Annotated in this window: 16 protein-coding genes and 2 pseudogenes; 9 read left to right on the plus strand and 9 right to left on the minus strand. The window is 74.0% G+C overall.

Annotation, left to right across the window (positions count from 1 at the left end; translation table 11 throughout):
• Together J7E94_RS11950 and J7E94_RS11955 are read right to left on the minus strand one after the other, a co-directional pair.
• A partial coding sequence (locus J7E94_RS11950; protein ID WP_215014782.1) for a serine hydrolase domain-containing protein occupies positions 1-269 on the minus strand: 269 nt, incomplete at its 3' end.
• Positions 270-408: 139 nt separating this feature from the next.
• Entirely contained in the window at positions 409-597 is a 189-nt protein-coding gene (locus tag J7E94_RS11955; RefSeq protein ID WP_215014784.1) for a hypothetical protein, read from the minus strand.
• 469 nt (positions 598-1066) lie between these two features.
• Between J7E94_RS11955 and J7E94_RS11960 the strand changes: the two genes are divergently transcribed.
• From J7E94_RS11960 to J7E94_RS11970, 3 genes are all read left to right on the plus strand, one after another.
• Complete coding sequence (locus J7E94_RS11960; protein ID WP_215014786.1) at positions 1067-1498, plus strand: GNAT family N-acetyltransferase; 432 nt, start codon at positions 1067-1069, stop codon at positions 1496-1498.
• A 211-nt stretch (positions 1499-1709) separates the two neighbouring features.
• The gene (locus tag J7E94_RS11965; protein ID WP_215014788.1) at positions 1710-1925 is read left to right on the plus strand and encodes a hypothetical protein; all 216 of its coding nucleotides are present in this window, start codon (positions 1710-1712) and stop codon (positions 1923-1925) included.
• 103 nt (positions 1926-2028) lie between these two features.
• Complete coding sequence (locus J7E94_RS11970) at positions 2029-3597, plus strand: oleate hydratase (protein WP_215014790.1); 1569 nt, start codon at positions 2029-2031, stop codon at positions 3595-3597.
• On the opposite strand, the gene J7E94_RS11975 is transcribed toward J7E94_RS11970, so the two are convergent.
• A complete protein-coding gene (locus J7E94_RS11975) occupies positions 3534-4253 on the minus strand; it encodes a lysophospholipid acyltransferase family protein (RefSeq protein ID WP_215014792.1) in 720 nt (239 codons plus the stop codon). The two genes, J7E94_RS11970 and J7E94_RS11975, sit on opposite strands and share 64 nt — an antisense overlap.
• 101 nt (positions 4254-4354) lie before the next feature.
• On the opposite strand from J7E94_RS11975, the pseudogene J7E94_RS34440 reads away from it, so the two are divergent.
• The 3 genes and pseudogenes from J7E94_RS34440 to J7E94_RS34450 all read left to right on the plus strand — a co-directional run.
• Positions 4355-5065: pseudogene (locus J7E94_RS34440) on the plus strand (mycodextranase); the annotation flags it as partial.
• 350 nt (positions 5066-5415) lie between these two features.
• The gene (locus J7E94_RS34445) at positions 5416-5658 is read left to right on the plus strand and encodes a discoidin domain-containing protein (protein ID WP_308344920.1); all 243 of its coding nucleotides are present in this window, start codon (positions 5416-5418) and stop codon (positions 5656-5658) included.
• Between the two features lie 216 nt (positions 5659-5874).
• On the plus strand, positions 5875-8667 hold the full coding sequence (locus J7E94_RS34450) for a serine hydrolase (RefSeq protein WP_251056507.1): 2793 nt from the start codon (positions 5875-5877) through the stop codon (positions 8665-8667).
• 92 nt (positions 8668-8759) lie between these two features.
• On the opposite strand, the gene J7E94_RS11990 is transcribed toward J7E94_RS34450, so the two are convergent.
• From J7E94_RS11990 to J7E94_RS12000, 3 genes are all read right to left on the minus strand, one after another.
• Positions 8760-10490 (minus strand): serine/threonine-protein kinase, encoded by a 1731-nt coding sequence (locus J7E94_RS11990; RefSeq protein WP_215014794.1) that lies wholly within the window; start codon positions 10488-10490, stop codon positions 8760-8762.
• A gap of 98 nt (positions 10491-10588) precedes the next feature.
• On the minus strand, positions 10589-11404 hold the full coding sequence (locus J7E94_RS11995) for a hypothetical protein (protein WP_215014796.1): 816 nt from the start codon (positions 11402-11404) through the stop codon (positions 10589-10591).
• Complete coding sequence (locus J7E94_RS12000; protein WP_215014798.1) at positions 11404-12687, minus strand: VWA domain-containing protein; 1284 nt, start codon at positions 12685-12687, stop codon at positions 11404-11406. The genes J7E94_RS11995 and J7E94_RS12000 overlap by 1 nt, the downstream gene beginning before the upstream one ends.
• Positions 12688-12849: 162 nt before the next feature.
• Here J7E94_RS12000 and J7E94_RS12005 point away from each other — a divergent pair.
• Positions 12850-13226, plus strand: a pseudogene (locus J7E94_RS12005) (DUF6204 family protein).
• Between the two features lie 42 nt (positions 13227-13268).
• Here the strand turns inward: J7E94_RS12005 and J7E94_RS35925 are convergent.
• Together J7E94_RS35925 and J7E94_RS12020 are read right to left on the minus strand one after the other, a co-directional pair.
• Complete coding sequence (locus tag J7E94_RS35925) at positions 13269-13685, minus strand: FAD-dependent monooxygenase (protein ID WP_374224428.1); 417 nt, start codon at positions 13683-13685, stop codon at positions 13269-13271.
• A gap of 122 nt (positions 13686-13807) precedes the next feature.
• Positions 13808-14218, minus strand: a complete 411-nt coding sequence (locus J7E94_RS12020; RefSeq protein WP_215014800.1) for an organic hydroperoxide resistance protein — start codon at positions 14216-14218, stop codon at positions 13808-13810.
• 128 nt (positions 14219-14346) lie between these two features.
• Here J7E94_RS12020 and J7E94_RS12025 point away from each other — a divergent pair, with 128 nt between their 5' ends.
• Both J7E94_RS12025 and J7E94_RS12030 read left to right on the plus strand, forming a co-directional pair.
• Positions 14347-14826 carry a MarR family winged helix-turn-helix transcriptional regulator gene (locus tag J7E94_RS12025; protein WP_215014802.1) on the plus strand — a complete coding sequence of 160 codons (480 nt, stop codon included), beginning with the start codon at positions 14347-14349 and terminating at the stop codon, positions 14824-14826.
• Positions 14827-14904: 78 nt separating this feature from the next.
• Positions 14905-15939, plus strand: coding sequence for a PHP domain-containing protein (locus tag J7E94_RS12030; protein WP_215014804.1), 1035 nt, complete (start codon positions 14905-14907; stop codon positions 15937-15939).
• 71 nt (positions 15940-16010) lie between these two features.
• Here the strand turns inward: J7E94_RS12030 and J7E94_RS12035 are convergent, their stop codons facing one another.
• The gene (locus J7E94_RS12035) at positions 16011-16898 is read right to left on the minus strand and encodes a UbiA family prenyltransferase (protein WP_308344924.1); all 888 of its coding nucleotides are present in this window, start codon (positions 16896-16898) and stop codon (positions 16011-16013) included.
• Positions 16899-16909: the final 11 nt, after the last annotated feature.

Genomic DNA, 16909 nt, shown 5'->3' on the forward strand with positions numbered 1-16909 from the left:
GGACGCCGCGCCCCGGCAAACCCTCCCGGCCACAGCACTAGGGAGAGCAGGCCGTCTTCGATCAGCATCATGGTGGCCGCGGCGGTCACCGGCTTGGTGAGGGAGGCGATCCGGAAGAGGGAGTCGCGTGCCATGGGGGCGGTGCCGGCGGTGTCGAGGGAGCCGGCGGCCGCCACCTCGACGTCCTCGCCGCGGGCCACGAGGCCCACCGCGCCGGGCACCGAGCCGTTGTCGACATGGGCCTTCAGGAGGCCGTGCAGGTCGCTCATGGTCCACCTTCTCTCACGTGCGGTGCGCCGGGAGAAGGGGCCGGCGCGTTGCCCGTAAGGAAGACTGCCGCCGGCTCGCGGATTCATCGGTACGACACGAGGCGGTACGACAGGCGGTACGACACGAGGCGGTACGGCGCTACGCGGCGGGGACCACCGAGGCCTTTATCGCGGCGGCCCACTGCTCCAGGAGCGCCGCGTGCCGGACGCGCTCCGCGTCCGACAGGCGTCCTTCGGCGCGGGCGAAGAGGCCGCGGATGTCGGCGTTGATCTCGGCGAGGGGACGTTCGCGGCTGGGGCTGTCAGGGGCTTCAGGGGTCGGACTCACGTGATCAAGAGTAAGTGGGGGGTCTGACAACCGTGCCCGGTGTCCGTCATGCGGACGGCAGGGGCACCGCTCTGCGCGTACCGCGGGGCGAGTCGGCCCCGCTTGAGCGGGAGGATCTCGTCTCCCAGGCGGGGAGGTGCGGCCGGCCGGCCGGCCGCCGGGACGGCGACGGTCTCGCGCTGGAGGCCGGGAACACCGGCCCGCCGGTGGACGCGGGTGCCGTCGACCGGCTCTTCGAGCCCTTCCTACCGGGCGCAGCGACGGGTCGGTGCGGGGCACGGCCTGGGGCTGGCGATCGTCCGCTCGATCGCGGCGGCCCACCACGGCGCGGTGACGGCGGAAGCCCGTCCGGGGGCGGCCCGAGGGTGCGGGCCCGGTTCCCCGCGGGCTCCGGCCATGCCGCCGGTGCCGCCCGTGCCGCCCGTGCCGCCGATGCTTGTGGCGCGAGGGACGCCCTTACGCTGGCCCCATGAAGATCATCGACCTTGACCCCAGCGACTCGCGGCTGACCGAAGACCTGCTCCCCGTGCTGACCGAGCTCCGCCCCCACCTCACCGAGGAGCTGTTCCTCTCCATCCTGGCGGAGGGGCAGAGCCAGGGGCTGCGCTTCACCGCCGCCTACGACGCGGACGGTGCATGCGTGGGCGCGGCCGGCTGGCGGATCGTCGCCAACACCTACCTGGTGCGCAAGCTCTACGTGGACGACCTGGTCACCTCCGCCGCCGCCCGGTCCGGCGGGGTCGGCCACGCGCTGCTCGCCCACTTGGAGGAGCACGCGAGGGCCGCGGGCTGCACCGCGCTGACCCTGGACTCCGGCACCCAGCGGACCGACGCCCACCGCTTCTACTTCCGCGAGCGGCTGGCCGTGACCGCCTTCAGCTTCGAGAAGCCCCTGACCTGAGCGGCCACCGGCACCGGCCGGCAGGCCACTTCCCGGAATTGGCCTTCCCCCTGGTGCGATTGGCCCGGCTACGTTCGCGGCATGCGCATCCAGATCGTAGACGCCTTCGCTCGCCGCTCACGCCGCGGCGGACGGGAGCATCACCCTGGGCTTCCCGGCCGCTCCCGGCACCGAGGTTCCGGTTCCGGCGGGGCTGGCCGAGGCCCTGGGGGTGCGGCCCGAGGCCGCACTGCGTACCGGCGCGCTGGGCGATCTGCTCGCGGTGCTGCCGGACGAGGCCGCCGTCCGCGCGGTACGGCCCGACCTGGCTGCCCTCGCGGACCTGACCCGGCGCGAGGAACTGCGCGGGATCATCGTCACCGCGGCGGCGGCCTCGGCGGACTCACCGCGGCGGCGGCCGACAGGCACGCGCGAGGAGGATCCCTGACCCGCCGACCTCTCCACGGACGCGCCATACACCCGTAGAACGGGATAAATCGGTACTGTCGGAGCCGTCCAGGACTCCCCTGGCGGTCGAGAAAGGTACCGGAATGGCCAAGGCCTATCTGGTGGGGAGCGGGATCGCCTCGCTGTCCGCGGCGGCGTTCCTGATCCGTGACGGCGGCTTCGACGGCCGCGACATCGTCATCCTGGAGGAACAGGACCGCGAAGGCGGCAGCCTGGACGCGGCGGGCTCGCCGGAGGACGGCTACACCATGCGCGGCGGCCGCATGTTCGAGATCCGCTTCGACTGTACGTACGACCTGCTGGGGTCGATCCCGTCCCTGGACGACCCGTCGAAGTCGGTCACCGAGGACACCTTCGCCTTCCACGAGGAGTTCGCCTGGGACGACCACGCCCGCCTGGTCGATGCCGAGGGCACAGTGGTCCGCGCCCACTCGATGACCTTCTCCGAGCGCGACCGGCTCGAACTCGTCCGCTGCGTCGCGACACCGGAGCACCAGCTCGACGGCAAACGCATCACCGACTGCTTCAGCGAGGACTTCTTCACCACCCACTTCTGGTGGATGTGGTGCACGACCTTCGCCTTCGAGCCGTGGCACAGCGCCATCGAGTTCCGCCGCTACCTCAACCGGTTCGTCCACCTCTTCAAGACCTTCGACACGATGTCGGGCATCTACCGCACGAGGTTCAACCAGTTCGACTCCATCGTGCGGCCCCTGCTGAAGTGGCTGACCGACCAGGGCGTCACCGTGCAGCTCGGCACCCGCGTCACCGACCTGCGCCTGGCCGCGGGCAAGGCCCTGACCGTCGAGGCGGTCGAGTGGCAGCGCGACGGACGGAGCGGCCGGACCGAGGTGGGCCCGGGTGACCTCGTGATGGTGACCAACGGATCCATGACCGCGGACTCGACGCTGGGCACCACGGACACGGCGCCGCCCGCTCCGGACACTTCACGGCAGTCCGGCTCCTGGCGGCTGTGGGAGGCCCTCGCCGCCAAGCGGCCCGGTCTCGGCAACCCCTCGGTCTTCGACTCCTCCGTCGAGGACTCCACCTGGGAGTCCTTCACGGTCACGACGAAGGATCCGACGTTCTTCAAGCTGATGCAGGAGTTCAGCGGCAGCGAGGCGGGGAAGGGGGGCCTGATCACCTTCAAGGACTCCCGCTGGCTGCTGACGATCGTCCTCAACCACCAGCCGCACTTCCGCGGTCAGCCCGAGGACACCTTCGTGTGGTGGGGGTACGCGCTGTTCCCAGGGCGCGAGGGGGACTTCGTCAGGAAGCCCATGTCACAGTGCACCGGCCGGGAGATCCTGGACGAGGTGCTCCAGCACCTGCGCTTCGAGCAGCGTCCGCAGATCCTCGACCAGTCCGTCGTGATCCCGGCCCTGATGCCCTACATCACCAGCCAGTTCCTGGTCCGCTCGCAGGGTGACCGGCCGCGGGTGGTCCCTGCAGGGTCGACCAACCTCGCCTTCATCGGCCAGTACGCCGAGGTGCCCGACGACGTGGTCTTCACCGTCGAGTACTCCGTGCGCACCGCGTGGACGGCGGTGGCCGGCCTGCTCGGCCTCGACCGGCAGCCGCCGCCCGTCTACAAGGGGCAGCACAACCCCAAGGTGCTGGTGGAGGCGTTGCAGACGCTGCACCGGCGCTGACCGGCCGGCACCGGCTCGCCGAGGGCGAGGGCCGCGGTCCGCCAGGCGTCGGTGACGGCCTCGCGGGCCCGGTCCGTCGCCTCCGCCAGACCGTCGGGGAGCCGGAGGGGGGCGCCGATGTGCACGTGGAGGCCAGGCCTGCGCAGGGGGGCGGTGGCGGCCCCAGCGAGCTGCTTGGCGCGGCTGCCGGAGCACAGGCGGCGGGCGCCGGCCTGGCCCACGGGCACGACGGGGGCTCCCGTCGCGGCGGCGAGCCGGGCCAGGCCGCTGCGGAAGGGACCCGGGGCGGACTCCCCGGCGTCGCGGCGACCCGGCAGCCGACCCTCACCGTAGAGCAGCACACTGCGGCCGGAGGCGAGGGCCACGGCCGCCGCGTCGAGGGAATCGGCGGCGCGGCGGGTGCCCCGGTGGACGGCGATGTGCCCTTCGCGGCGCAGGGCGGGCCCGAGCAGCGGCACCCGCCACAGGCCGCTGGTGGCGAGGATGACGGGCTCGATCCCGTACCGGCGGAGGGCGGCGACCACCACGGCCGGGTCGGCGAGCGACGTGTGGTTGGCGGCGAAGATGCCGCCCGCGGCGGGCCGCGCGCCGGGGTCGGCGGTGACCCTCAGCCGCCCGCAGGCGGGGACGACGGCAGCGGCGATTCGGCTGAGCATGGACTACCCCGTTCGGGTGGCGCGGTGGTGCGCGGTGGTGGCGGTGTCCATGGTCGACCGGCCCGGGGGCGCGGTCATGAGTAGGCGTACTCACGGCCCGGGTGGCGCCGTGCTCAGGGTGTCGGCGGTTGCTCGGACTTGCTCTCGCGCCCCCCGCCGCGTACGCCGCCGGAGTGCCCGCCCCTTCGCCGATCGGCATCGCAGGCCGCGGCGCGGACGTCCCGTTCACCGAGGTGGAGGCCGAGTACGCGCACTCCAACGGCACGCTCATAGGCCCCGACCGCTTCTACGGGCACCTCCCGTCGGAGGCCTCGGGGCGGCAGGCCGTGACGCTGAACGCCGTCGGGCAGTACGCCGAGTTCGCACTCACCCAGCCCGCCAACGCGATGTCCCTGCGCTACAGCCTCCCGGACAGCGCTGACGGTAAGGGGCGTGACGCCGCCCTGGACGTGCAGGTGAACGGCCGGCCGGGGAGGACCCTGCCGGTCACCTCCAAGTACAGCTGGCACTACGGGGGCTACCCCTTCAACAACAACCCGGGCGACACCGACCCGCACCACTTCTACGACGAGTCCCGTACTCTCCTCGGCACTACCTACCCGATCGGAACCAGGATCCGGATCCAGGTGACCTCGACCGCGCAGTCGCCGGCGTTCACCATCGACCTGGCCGACTTCGAACAGGTCGCGGCCGCCGCGGCCAGGCCGGCGGGCGCACTCGACGCCGTCGCGGACTTCGGCGCCGACCCCACGGGCGCCGCCGACTCCACGGCGGGCATGCAGGCCGCGGTCGACGCCGGGCGCGCGCAGGGCGCTCCATCGACGGCAGCACCTGTCCACCCTGAAGGGCTCCTCGGGTGTCGTCTTCGACCGTGCGGCCGGGAACAGCGCGACACTGACCTTCGACGCTGCGTCCGCCCGCCACGTCCGGCTGAACGTCACCGGCAACACCGGCTGGGCGGCGGGCCAGGTCTCCGAGTTCGAGGTGTACCCCGCCGACGGCATCCCGCCGGCACGCCCCCGGCGGGCACCGACCTCGCTCAGGGGCGAACCGCGTCCGACACCGGGCGGTGCGTGGCCGCCCATGTCACCGACGGCAACACCAATACGTACTGGGAGAGCACCAACAGGCGCTGACCGTAGACCTCGGAGCGGAGCGGACGGTGGGCCTCCTGGTGCAGAAGCTGCCCGTCCCGTGGGGTACCCGTACGCAGACCCTGTCGGTGCTCGGTTCGACCGACGGCTCCACCTGGACCACGCTGAAGGCATCGGCCGGATACACCTTCACGGAGGGCGGCAACACGGTGACCGTCCCCCTGTCGGCGGCGGAAGCCCGCTACCTGCGGCTGACCTTCACCGGGAACACGGGCTGGCCGGCGGGACAGCTGGCGCAGGTGGAGGCGTAGTCCGCGTGGTCCGCGTGTCCCGGCCGCAGTTGGAAGTATGACCGTACGGTCACAGGTTCCGGCCGCGGGAACGGATCGGGCACGGCGGACCTCTAGGAATCCGGTGGGGCCCCGCGGCGGGCGTCACCGGACGGAATCGGCAAGACCGGCAGGCCGCCCGCCCCCGCACGACGGTGGCGGGCGGCCGCCGGGTGCGAGCGGCAAGGCGGGGCTGGGATGAAGGCAGTATCGGTGGCGGGCGGTTCCTCGGACACCCCGGAGACGGAACCCGCAGCGGCGTCTGCTCCCGCGCAGCGGGACGCGCCGAAGCCCGACCCCCGTGCCGAGCCGGAGGGCAAGGCCGGTGCCAGCGCTGAGTCCGGCACCGAGGCGGAGGGCAAGGCCGGTGCCGAGGCCGGTGCCGAGGCGGAGGGCAAGGCCGGTGCCGAGGCCGGTGCCGGTGCCGGTGCCGAGGCCGGTGCCGAGGCCGGTGCCGGTGCCGGTGCCGAGGCCGGTGCCGAGGCCGGTGCCGAGGCCGGTGCCGAGGCCGGTGCCGAGGCCGGTGCCGAGGCCGGTGCCGAGGCCGGTGCCGAGGCCGAACTCCCGAGCGCACCCGACGCCGAGGGCGCAGAGCACACCGAACCGGTGGACACGGACGTGACCGGGGCCCCGGCGGCCGCCGAGCCGGCGGACGAGGCCCAGACCCCAGCGGAACGCGAGGCCGGTGGCACAGACAGCACCGAGCCACGAGTCGCGGCGAAGGCCAAGGGCCCTCAAGGGGCCCAACCCGCCGACGCCGAGGGCTCCGAGAACCCGGTCGAGACGGCCGACGCCGGCCCCCAGACCGGGACCGGGGGCAGCGAGCACGCTGAGACGGCGGCGACAGCGGAACCGGAGGACGCGGACGACGTTGCGCGTCCGGGCGCTGCCGAACCGGCGGGCGCAGGCGAGGCCGCGACCCCGGTCGAGACGACCGACACCACCTCCCAGACCGCGGCCGGGAACAGCGAGCACGCTGAGACTGCGGCGCCAGCGGAACCGGGGGACACGGACGGCGCTGCGCGTCCGGCGGCCGGCGAGCCCGCGCGCGCAGGCCACGCCACGGCCCCCCCGGTGGTAGCCGGAACGGCGGCGGAGAGCGCGCAGGATGGCCCCGCCGAGGCGGACGAGGCGGACGAGGCGGACGAGGCGGACGAGGCTGCCGGAAGCGGTTCGCAGGCGGCATCACAACCGGTGGACGCCGCAGGGGCCGAGGGCGGCGAGGTCGAGGAAGCCCCCGACGGTGCATTGCAGGTGGGCGTCGAGCCTGGCGAGGAACGCGGCGCCGCGGCGCAGGCGGTCGGCCCGTCTGGGGGCGGCCGGAAGGTTCCCTCCTGGGCACGGGGAGACGAGAGCGACGCCGAGCGGACGAGTCGGTTCGTAGCACTGAAGGACCTGGACCCCGGCGAAGCGCCCCGCACGGCGCCTGCGGGTCCTGCGGGTCCTGCGGCATCTGCGACCCCCGCAAAGGAACTGGACACTTCCGCACCCCGCACGGCCCCCGCACCCTCCGCACCCTCCGCACCCTCCGCACCCTCCGCACCCTCCGCACCCTCCGCACCCAAGGCTCACGCACCGGCGCCCGCCGCACCCAAGGCTCACGCACCGGCGCCCGCCGCACCCAAGGCTCACGCACCGGCGCCCGCCGCACCCGCCAAGCCCGCGGCAGCGGCAGCGGCAGCGGCAGCGGCCCCGCTTGAGCTGCTCGCCGAGCTCACCAACACCGCTCCCCCGCCCGAGACCCCCCGCCGGACCGCGGTGCGCCGCGTCAAGGTGTGGACGCCGGTCCTGCTCCTCCTCGCCGGCGCCTTCGCGGGCGCCCAGTTGCTGCGCCCCCTCCCCGCCCCGCAGCTCGTGGCCGCCGGGACCGTGCACACCCTCCCCGGGCAGTTCGGCATCCCCTGGCCCGCCAAGGGCCAGGGAGCCGTCCGCGTCCCCGGCTCCGGCGACATCGGCACCTTCGGCGAGCAGAAGCCGGTCCCGACCGCCAGCGTCGCCAAGGTGATGACGGCCTACGTCGTCCTCAAGGACCACCCCCTACGCAAGGGCGACCCCGGCCCCGACATCACGGTCGACGCGAAGGCCGTGGCGGACGGCGCCTCCGAGCACGAGTCCCGCATCAAGGGGCTGACCGCCGGGACGAGGTTCAGCCAGCAGGACATGCTCCAGATGCTGATGATCCCGTCGGGCAACAACGTCGCCCGGCTGCTGGCCCGCTGGGACACCGGCAGTGACAACGAAGCGGCGTTCGTCGAGAAGATGAACGCCGCCGCCCGGGAGCTCGGTATGGAGGACACCACCTACACCGACCCCAGCGGCCTCGACGCGGGCACGGTCAGCACCGCCGCCGACCAGCTCAGGCTCGCCGAGGCGATCATGAAGGACGAGGCGTTCCGGGCCGTCGTCGCCATGCCCAACGCCACGGTCAAGGGGCTGCCCGAGCCGATCTACAACAACAACGACACCCTGCTCACGGCCAACGGCCTGAGCATCCGGGGCATCAAGACCGGATCCAGCACGCCTGCCGGCGGCGCGCTCATGTGGGCGGCGTACAAGTCGGTCGGCGACGAGACCCCGCTGATCCTGGGCACGCTGATGGACCAGCACGCGGACGGTCCGGACCCGGACGCGGCGAACAGCCTGATCCTGGTGAAGGCGAACAGCAAGAAAATCATCGAGGCCGTACGGGAGGCACTCGCGGCGGCCCCGGTCATCCGCAAGGGCCAGACCGTCGGGTACGTCGACGACGGGCTCGGCGGCCGTATGCCGCTGGTGGCCACCAAGGACCTGAACGTGGTCGGCGTACCGGGCCAGCAGCTGCGGCTCTCGCTCGGAGCGGGCGCGTCGCCGGTGCCGCACACCGCGAGGGCCGGGACAGAGGTCGGCGTACTGACGGTGGGCGACGGGGACGGGGCGAAGAGCGTGCCGGTGGCGGTGCAGGCGGCGCTGGCCGAGCCCTCGTTCGGCACCAGGCTCACCCGCCTCCGCTAGGACGGCGAGCGCTCGGGGGCGCCGTACCGGGCCGGGACACGCGGCACCCGGCCCGGCCCGGCCCGGCCCGGCCCGGTACGCGCCGGAGGTCGTCAGTCCTTGCGGGCCGCGCCGCGCCAGACCGTCACGTCCAAGGTGGCGTACGTGCTCGGTTCGTTCTTCGCCGAGCTGCCCTTGTAGACGACCAGCGCGATGCTCCCCTCTGCGGTCTTCACGCACATCGCGTCGCCCTTGTTGAGCGCCTCGACGGGGATCCGGCTGGCGAACCGGGTCTCCTGACGGCAGGCCTGGAGTGAGCCCTCGGCTCCGCTGTCCAGCCGTGCGAGCTTGGCCTCGTACGCGCCGAAGCCGCACTCCTGGAAGGCGCAGTAATAGTAGAAGTCGTCCTTGTTGCTGTCGTGGGGTTCCAGCGGGTCGTCGGCGAACTGCAGGTGGTAGCCCGAGGTGAGCTTGTAGTCGTTGTACGTGGCGGGCTTGGGGTCGGGGCGCGGCTGCCCCTTGGCCGTGCCCGTGGGGGTGGCGCCGGACGCACCGGTCCCGGAGGTGTCCTGGCCGATGGCGTTGAGCAGGGCACCGCAGCCCGCGAGGAGCAGGAACAGGCCGCCGAAGACCGAGACCAGGATGATCGCGGTCCGGTTGCGCTGCTTCGGGGGCATCGGCATCGGCATGGGCATGGGCACCGGCATGGGCGCGGGCCGCGGGACGTACGCGGGCTGCGGCGGCCCGAAGGACCCCGGCGGGCCGTATCCGTGGGGGCGGGCCGCGGTGACCGGCCGGCCCGGAGCCGTGACGTGGTGGCCCGCTCCCGCCGCCCCCGCGGGGTGTGCCGGCGCCGGTACGGGCGCCGCGGGGGACGCGGCCGGCGCGGTCGGGGCCGGGGCCACAGCCGGGGCCGGGGTCGGCGGGACCGGCGCGGGAACCTCCTCGCGGTTCGAGATGCCCGCCGCGACCCCTCCCGGCAGCCAGTCCTCCGGCCTGCGCAGCTGGGTCTGGTCGGCGGCGGCCCGGCACAGGTCGAGGATCTCGGTCAGCGAGGCACGCCCGGCCGGGTCCTTCACGAGGCAGCGGGTGACCAGCGGCCGCAGCTCGGCGGGGAGCCCGGACAGGTCGGGCTCCTCGTGGACGATCCGGTACAAAACGCCGTGCGAGGGTCCCTCCCCGTACGCGGGCGCGCCCAGCGCGGCGTACGCGGCCACTTGGCCGAGGGCGAAGATGTCCGTGGCCGTGCTGACCTCGCGGCCGGCGGCCTGTTCGGGAGCCATGAAGGCGGGGGTGCCGATGGCGACCCCGCTCGCGGTGAGCGAGGTGGCGTCGGCGGCGCGCGCGATGCCGAAGTCGATGACGCGGGGGCCGTCGGCGGCGAGCAGCACGTTGGAGGGCTTGAGGTCCCGGTGCACGATGCCCGCGCCATGGATGACCTGGAGGGCCTCGGCGATCCCGGCGACCAGCATCAGGATGGTGCGGCCCGGGAGCGGGCCGTGCTCGGCCACCGCCGCGGAGAGGGTGGGACCCGGCACGTAGGCCGTGGCGAGCCAGGGGCCCGGGCCGTCGGTGTCGCTGTCGATGACCGGGGCGGTGTAGAGGCCCTGGACGCGCTGGGCGGCCTGCACTTCCCGGCGGAACCGCCGCCGGAACTCGGGGTCCTCGGCGAACTCGGGGCGGATCACCTTGATGGCGACCGGTCGGCCTCCCGGCGTGTGCGACAGGTAGACCTTGCCCATGCCTCCGGAGCCGAGCCGGGCGGCTATGCGGTAGCCCGCGACCATCGGCGGATCGTCCGCCTCCAACGGCTGGAAGACTCCGGCCCCCACGTCCCCGTTCATCAATTCCCCTTGCCTTCCGTAATGGTGCGCCCGCCGTAGACGTACGTGGAGCGGCCGCGGCCGTACGGGAGTCCGTACGGCCGCGGCCTCGTGCCCGTTCAGGCGCGGGGCGGTACCCGGGACGGGCGGCCCGCTCCCCGCGTCAGGGAGTAGCCGAAGATGCCCGCGGCGGCGGCGAGCACCCCGCCGGCCGCGGTCCAGAGCCAGCGGTCCGACCACCAGCCGCCGGACCAGCCGTCCTCCGGCTCGCGCAGGGGTCCGGTGACGGTGGCGGGGACCAGCGGTGCGGAGAGGGAGCCGTCGACGGCGGAGGAGCCGCCGATCTCCTTCACCGCGGCCTCGACGGCGGCGCGTACCGGCAGGCCGAGGTCCTCCTCGGGGAGGTCGACGACCGTCAGGCGGACGTAGTAGCTGCCCGGCAGCGGATCGTTGGCCCACGGCTCGGCCGCGGCTCGGACGGTGCGCAGGGTGCAGGACAGTTCGACCGAGGCGGCTTCCTTGGCCGCGGCCTGGTTCTGCGTGCCGTAGGTGCAGGGCTGCCGGCGGCGCAGTCCGTCGTACACGTCGATCCGCCAGGTCGCGGCGCCGTGCCGGGAGGCGGATTCGGGCAGCGTGACCTTGGCGTTGACCGTGACGCGCTGCTGCGCGTCGATGGGGAGCACCCAGTACAGGTAGTCGCCGGTGGAGGCGCCGGCCGTGGCCTGCTGTCCGGGGCGGAACGCCGTGGCGGTGCGGAAGCCGGTGCCGGCCTCGGTCGGAGCGGGCTCGCCCTTTCCGGAGCCGGCGCTCGGGGTGGGGGTGGAGCCCGCCGACGGGGTGGCCGCCGCGGCCGTGCCCGCCACGGCCGTGCCCGCCGCGGCGAGGGTGGCGGCCGCGGCGAGCAGGGCGGCGGTCAGTGTGCGTACGGTACGCATCAGTTGGTCCTCCAGACGGAGACGCGCCAGCGCGAGATCCAGCCCCACACCAGGCCGGCCAGCAGCCCGACGAGCGCCAGGGCGGCCAGCAGCCACCAGCCGCGCCCGAGGCCGAAGGCGGCGGCGTCGGAGGCCTCGTCGGGGCCGTCCACCAGCTCGATGGTCAGCTCGACGGGCATGCCCGGTGTGGTCTTGACGGACGCGGGGGCGGAGAAGGAGTTGCTGACCTGGATGCAGACGGTCTCCGCCGCCGGCTTCGCGTCCGCGTCGTCGTCCGCGCCGTCGGTCTCGGCCTTCGGGTAGCGCAGCCCGGTGGAGAGGACGTCGGTACGCCCGTCACCCGCTTCCGAGCCGCGTACGATCTCGCGGCCGTGGAGGGTGGTGGCGCGCAGCAGGACGCCGTAGTCGTTGTTGACGGCGCGGTCGGCGGCGATGCTGACCGAGGCGCGCAGCTCCTGGCCGGGGAGGACGTCCACCCGGTACCAGCGGTGCTCGCCGAAGGTCTCGCGGTCGCTGTACAGGCCGGGCTTGAGCTGCGGGGCGTTCGCGCACTGCTTCGCACCCTCGGTGGCCACCGGGTTGACGACGGGATCGGCGGCCCGGTCGACCAGTTGGCGGACTCTGCTGGAGAGCTGGTCCTTGTGCTGCACCGAGGTGTAGGTACCGCCGGTGGCCTCGGCGATGCAGGTGAGCTGGGCACGGGTCTTGGCGTCCGGGACCAGGCCGAGGGTGTCGATGACGAGGTGGATGCCCTTGGCGGCGATGTCGCGGGCCACCTCGCAGGGGTCGAGCGGGGCGCAGGTGTCCTCGCCGTCGGTGATGAGCACGATCCGCTTGGTGGCGTCGCCGCCGTCGAGGTCCTGGGCCGCGGCGAGCAGGGCGGGGCCGATCGGCGTCCAGCCGGTGGGTGCGAGGGTGGCGACGGCGGTCTTCGCCTCGGTCCGGTTCAACGGCCCGACCGGGTACAGCTGCTTGGTGTCCTTGCAGCCGAGCGCCTTGTCCTCGCCGGGGTAGGTGGCGCCGAGGGTCCGTATGCCGAGCCGGACCTCGTCGGGCACCGCGTCGATGACCTCGTTGAAGGCCTGCTTGGCGGCGGCCATCCGGGACTGCCCGTCGATGTCGGTGGCCCGCATGGAGCCGCTGACGTCGAGGACGAGATCGACCTTCGGGGGTTCCTTCGCCGTCGGTCCGTCGGCGGCGGTGGCGCTCGCCGGGAAGAGCCCGACGGCCAGGGCGGCGAGCAGGCCGCACGCCCCGGTCGCCAGCCGTTTTCTTGTGATCATCGCCGGATCGTATTGAGGATCGTGCGCCAATCCAAAACGGGCTGGGGGCACCGGCTTTCGGACGGCCGCCGCCGCTTCCTCCCGGCGCCGGGCTTGGCGGCCTGAGGGTTCGGGAGCCGTTATCCCGGTGCGGGGACGAACAGTGCGATCTAGGGTGCGGGGATGAGTTCCCGTACTTTTCGCATCACCGTCCGCGGTCCTTCGACGGGCTCACGCCCGACCAGCGGTCCGAGCTGCTCGCCGCCGCGTCCGAACACGACATGCTGCACGCGCGCTTCACCGCCGAGGGGCACCTGACGTACGACCTCGCGGCCCGGCCCTTCTTCACCTTCCGCTTCCTGGACTCGGGCGAGGCCGAGGAGGACATCCTCGACGCGACGGCCCGCGCCGAGCTCGCGGCGGAGAGCCGGCTGACCGAGCGCGGGTACGGCTTCAAGCAACTCACGTCGCAGGCCGAGGACCTCTCGCTGGCCCCGCTGGGCAAGCGGCAGCGCCGGGAGCAGGCCGCCAAGGCCGCCCGGGCCGACGGCCGCTCCTGACGGGCCGGGGTCAGCGGGTCAGCGGGTCAGCGGGTCAGCGGGTCAGCGGGTCAGCGGGTCAGCCTTGTTCGGGCGCGGAGAAGGTGGCCGCCAGGTGGGCGCGCAGCGCCTGCGGGGTGGGCGGGAAGAGGCGGGCGCCGAGTTGGCCGTCCGGGCGGATGACGAAGGCCGTGGGCTGCCGGGCCGCGTAGAGGCGGGCGAACTCGCCGGCGCTGTCGCGGTAGGCCGGCAGCCCGTCGGGCGCTGACGGGGCGTCGGCGGCGAGCAGGGCGCAGGCCTCCATCCGGCCTCCGGAGGACTCGCGGGCCGCCAGGGCGAGTTCGTCGCGAACGGAAGCCGGGCGGGCAGGCGGTCGATGATCCGGCAGGAGACGCCGCGCCTGCGCAGCTCCGCTGCCGCGGTCAGCCCGACCGGGCCGGCCCCGGCGACCAGTACGTCCGTTGCGCAGGCGTGCGCCATGGGCGCCTCCCGGCATGCGGCCCCCGTACGACTGCTGTGTCCCTCCATGGTGGCCGCCCGCCCCGCGTGCGGCATCCTCGGCCGATCACGCCGCCCCGGTCGCGCTCCGCGCCGGCGGGGCTCTACTCGATCACGAGGTCCACGGCGATGTTGCCGCGCGTGGCGCGGGAGTACGGGCAGACCTCGTGCGCCTGCTTCACCAGCAGCGCGCCCGTCTCGCCCGCCAGGGACTCGGGGAGCTCGACGCGCAGGGTGACGCCCAGGCCGAAGCCCGCGCCGTCCTTGCCGATGGAGACCTCCGCCGTGACCGAGACCTCGCTGGTGTCGGCCTTGGCCTGGCGGCCGACGAGGCCGAGCGCGCTGGCGAAGCAGGCGGCGTAGCCGGCGGCGAAGAGCTGCTCGGGGTTGGTGCCCTGTCCGTTGCCGCCGAGCGCCGGGGGCATGGCGAGGGCGAGGTCGATCTGACCGTCGGAGCTGACGGTGCGGCCCTCGCGGCCGTTGGCGGTGGCGACAGCGGTGTACAGCGCGTCCATGAGAGGTCCTCTCGCAGAAATGAACCGGTGCGGCGGCCGGTCGTCGACCGCGCTCCACCAGTAGAGCACGCAATTCAGTTGTGCACAATTCAATGCCCCGCAAGTCCGCTCCGGGTACACTGGGCGTCATGACCGAGCAGCCGACCGCCACCCACCCCGACCAGGACTTCCTCCGCCTGGACGGCCAGATCTGCTTCGCGCTGAACGCCGCGAGCCGCGCCTTCGGCGGCCTCTACCGCGTCATCCTCAAGGACCTCGGGCTCACCTACCCGCAGTATCTGGTGATGCTGGTGCTGTGGGAGCACGGCGAGCTGCCGGTCAAGGAGATCGGGCAGCACCTGCGGCTGGACTCGGGAACGCTGTCCCCGCTGCTCAAGCGGCTCGAGGCAGCCGGCCTGGTGCGCCGCGAGCGCAGCGCCGAGGACGAGCGGTCCGTACACGCCCACCTCACGGAGGAGGGTGCCGCGCTGCGCGCCCGCGCGGTGGAGGTGCCACGGCGGATCGCCGCCGCGACCGGCTTCGGCCTGGCCGAGATCCTGGACCTCCAGGGCCGCCTGAACCGCCTCACCGCCGCCCTCGACGCCGCCGTCCCGCAAGATGCGGTCTGACGGGAACCGCCCCGCCACAACGCGCCCTGACAGGACGCCGCCCGGCTCCCTTGCCACACTGGCACCAGGAGGTACGCGATGGACCCGGTTGCGGCGCTGGACCGGATCGCCTTCCTGCTGGAGCGCTCACAGGCACCCACTTACCGGGTGCGGGCCTTCCGGACAGCGGCGGCCGCCCTCGAACGGATGGGCGAGCGCGAGACGGCCGAACGGGTCGGGGCCGGCTCCCTGGAGGCCGTCAAGGGCATCGGCCCCAAGACCGCCCAGGCGGTGCGGGAGGCGCTGGCCGGCGGGGTGCCGGCCTATCTGCGGAAACTGGAGGACGAGGCCGCGGCCCACCCCGACGGCCCGAAAGCCACGCCCGCCGCCACCGCCCTGCGTGCGGCGCTGCGCGGGGACTGCCACGTGCACTCCGACTGGTCGGACGGCGGCAGCCCGATCGACGCGATGGGCCGGGCGGCGGCCGAGCTGGGACACGAGTACGCCGTGCTCACGGACCACTCGCCGCGGCTGACGATCGCCCGGGGGCTCTCCCCGGAGCGGCTGCGCGAACAGCTGCGGGTGGTGGCCGAGCTCAACGAGACCTGGGCGCCCTTCCGGCTCCTCACCGGCATCGAGTGCGACATCCTGGACGACGGTTCGCTGGACCAGGAGCCGGAGCTGCTGGAACAGCTCGACCTCGTCGTCGCATCCGTCCATTCGAAGCTGCGGATGGACTCCGGCGCGATGACCCGCCGGATGCTGGCGGCCGTACGCAATCCCCTGATGGACGTGCTGGGCCACTGCACGGGACGGCTGGTGACCGGACGGGGCCGGCCCGAGTCGCAGTTCGACGCCGAGGCCGTCTTCGCGGCGTGCGCGGAGGCCGGCACCGCCGTGGAGATCAACAGCCGGCCGGAGCGGCTCGACCCGCCCCGGCGGCTGCTGCGCCTCGCCGTGGCGGCCGGCGCCCTCTTCTCGATCGACACGGACGCGCACGCTCCGGGCCAGCTGGACTGGCAGATCACCGGCTGCGAACGGGCCGCGGAGTGCGGCGTCCCGCCCGAACGCATCGTCAACACCTGGTCGGCGGAGCAGCTCCTGGCCTGGACCCGCACCCGGCGCCCACCCTAGTGCTGTGGCCGGAATGGTTCACCGGGGCGCGGCGCCCAGCACGGCACCTCGCCNNCTTTCCGGCCACAGCACTAGAGACCGGCGTGGCCGCGCAATTGGACCACCAGCAGCAGGACGTCGGCCCCGGCGACGGCCAGCACCGCCAGGAACGGGAGCCGGCTCGCGGGGCGGCGGGACGCGAGGAGCACCGTCACCGTCGTCGCGGCCGGCAGGATCCAGCCGTACGCCGTCACCGGCCCCGGCGGCCCCAGGACCAGGACGGCGGCCGAGCCGAGGACGAGCAGCCCGGCCAGCGCGGCCGCGTACCGGGGGCCGAGCCGCTGCGGGAGGCCCCTGACCCCGGTGGCGAGGTCGTCCTCGATGTCGGGCAGCACGTTCGCGAAGTGCGCGCCGGCGCCGAGCAGGGCCGCGGCAGCCGTCAGCCACGGCGGCGGCCAGGGCGCGCCGGGCAGGCCGAGGGTGACGAAGGCCGGCAGCAGGCCGAAGGCCAGGGCGTACGGAAGCCAGGAGGCGGCCGTGCTCTTCAGGCGCAGGTTGTACGCCCAGGCGGCCGCCACCCCGGTGAGGTGCACGGCGCCGGCGAGGAGCCCGCCGGCCACCGAGAGCGGGACGCAGGCCAGCAGGGCCAGGGCCGCCGCGCGGGACACGGCGGCGGGTGACACCGTGCCGGCCACCAGGGGCTTGTCCCGTCGGCCGGAGGCCAGGTCGCGCCGCAGGTCGGCGCGGTCGTTGCACCAGCCCACCGAGAGCTGCCCGGCGGCCACCGCGACCACCGCGACCGCGCCTCCCGCGAGGCCCCGCCCGGCGGCCGCCGCGAGCGCCGCGGCGAGGACGGTCACGGCGGCCGCCGGGACCGGGTGGCAGGCCGCCACCAGGCCTGCGGCCGGACGGCTGCCACGGACGGCGGCAGGTCGGGGCGGGCGTCCGGTCTCTGCGCTCTCTGCGGTTCGCACGGGCACGGTGTCACGTT

This window comes from Streptomyces sp. ISL-94 (genome assembly GCF_018614075.1).
In the GTDB taxonomy this organism is placed as follows: Bacteria; Actinomycetota; Actinomycetes; order Streptomycetales; family Streptomycetaceae; genus Streptomyces.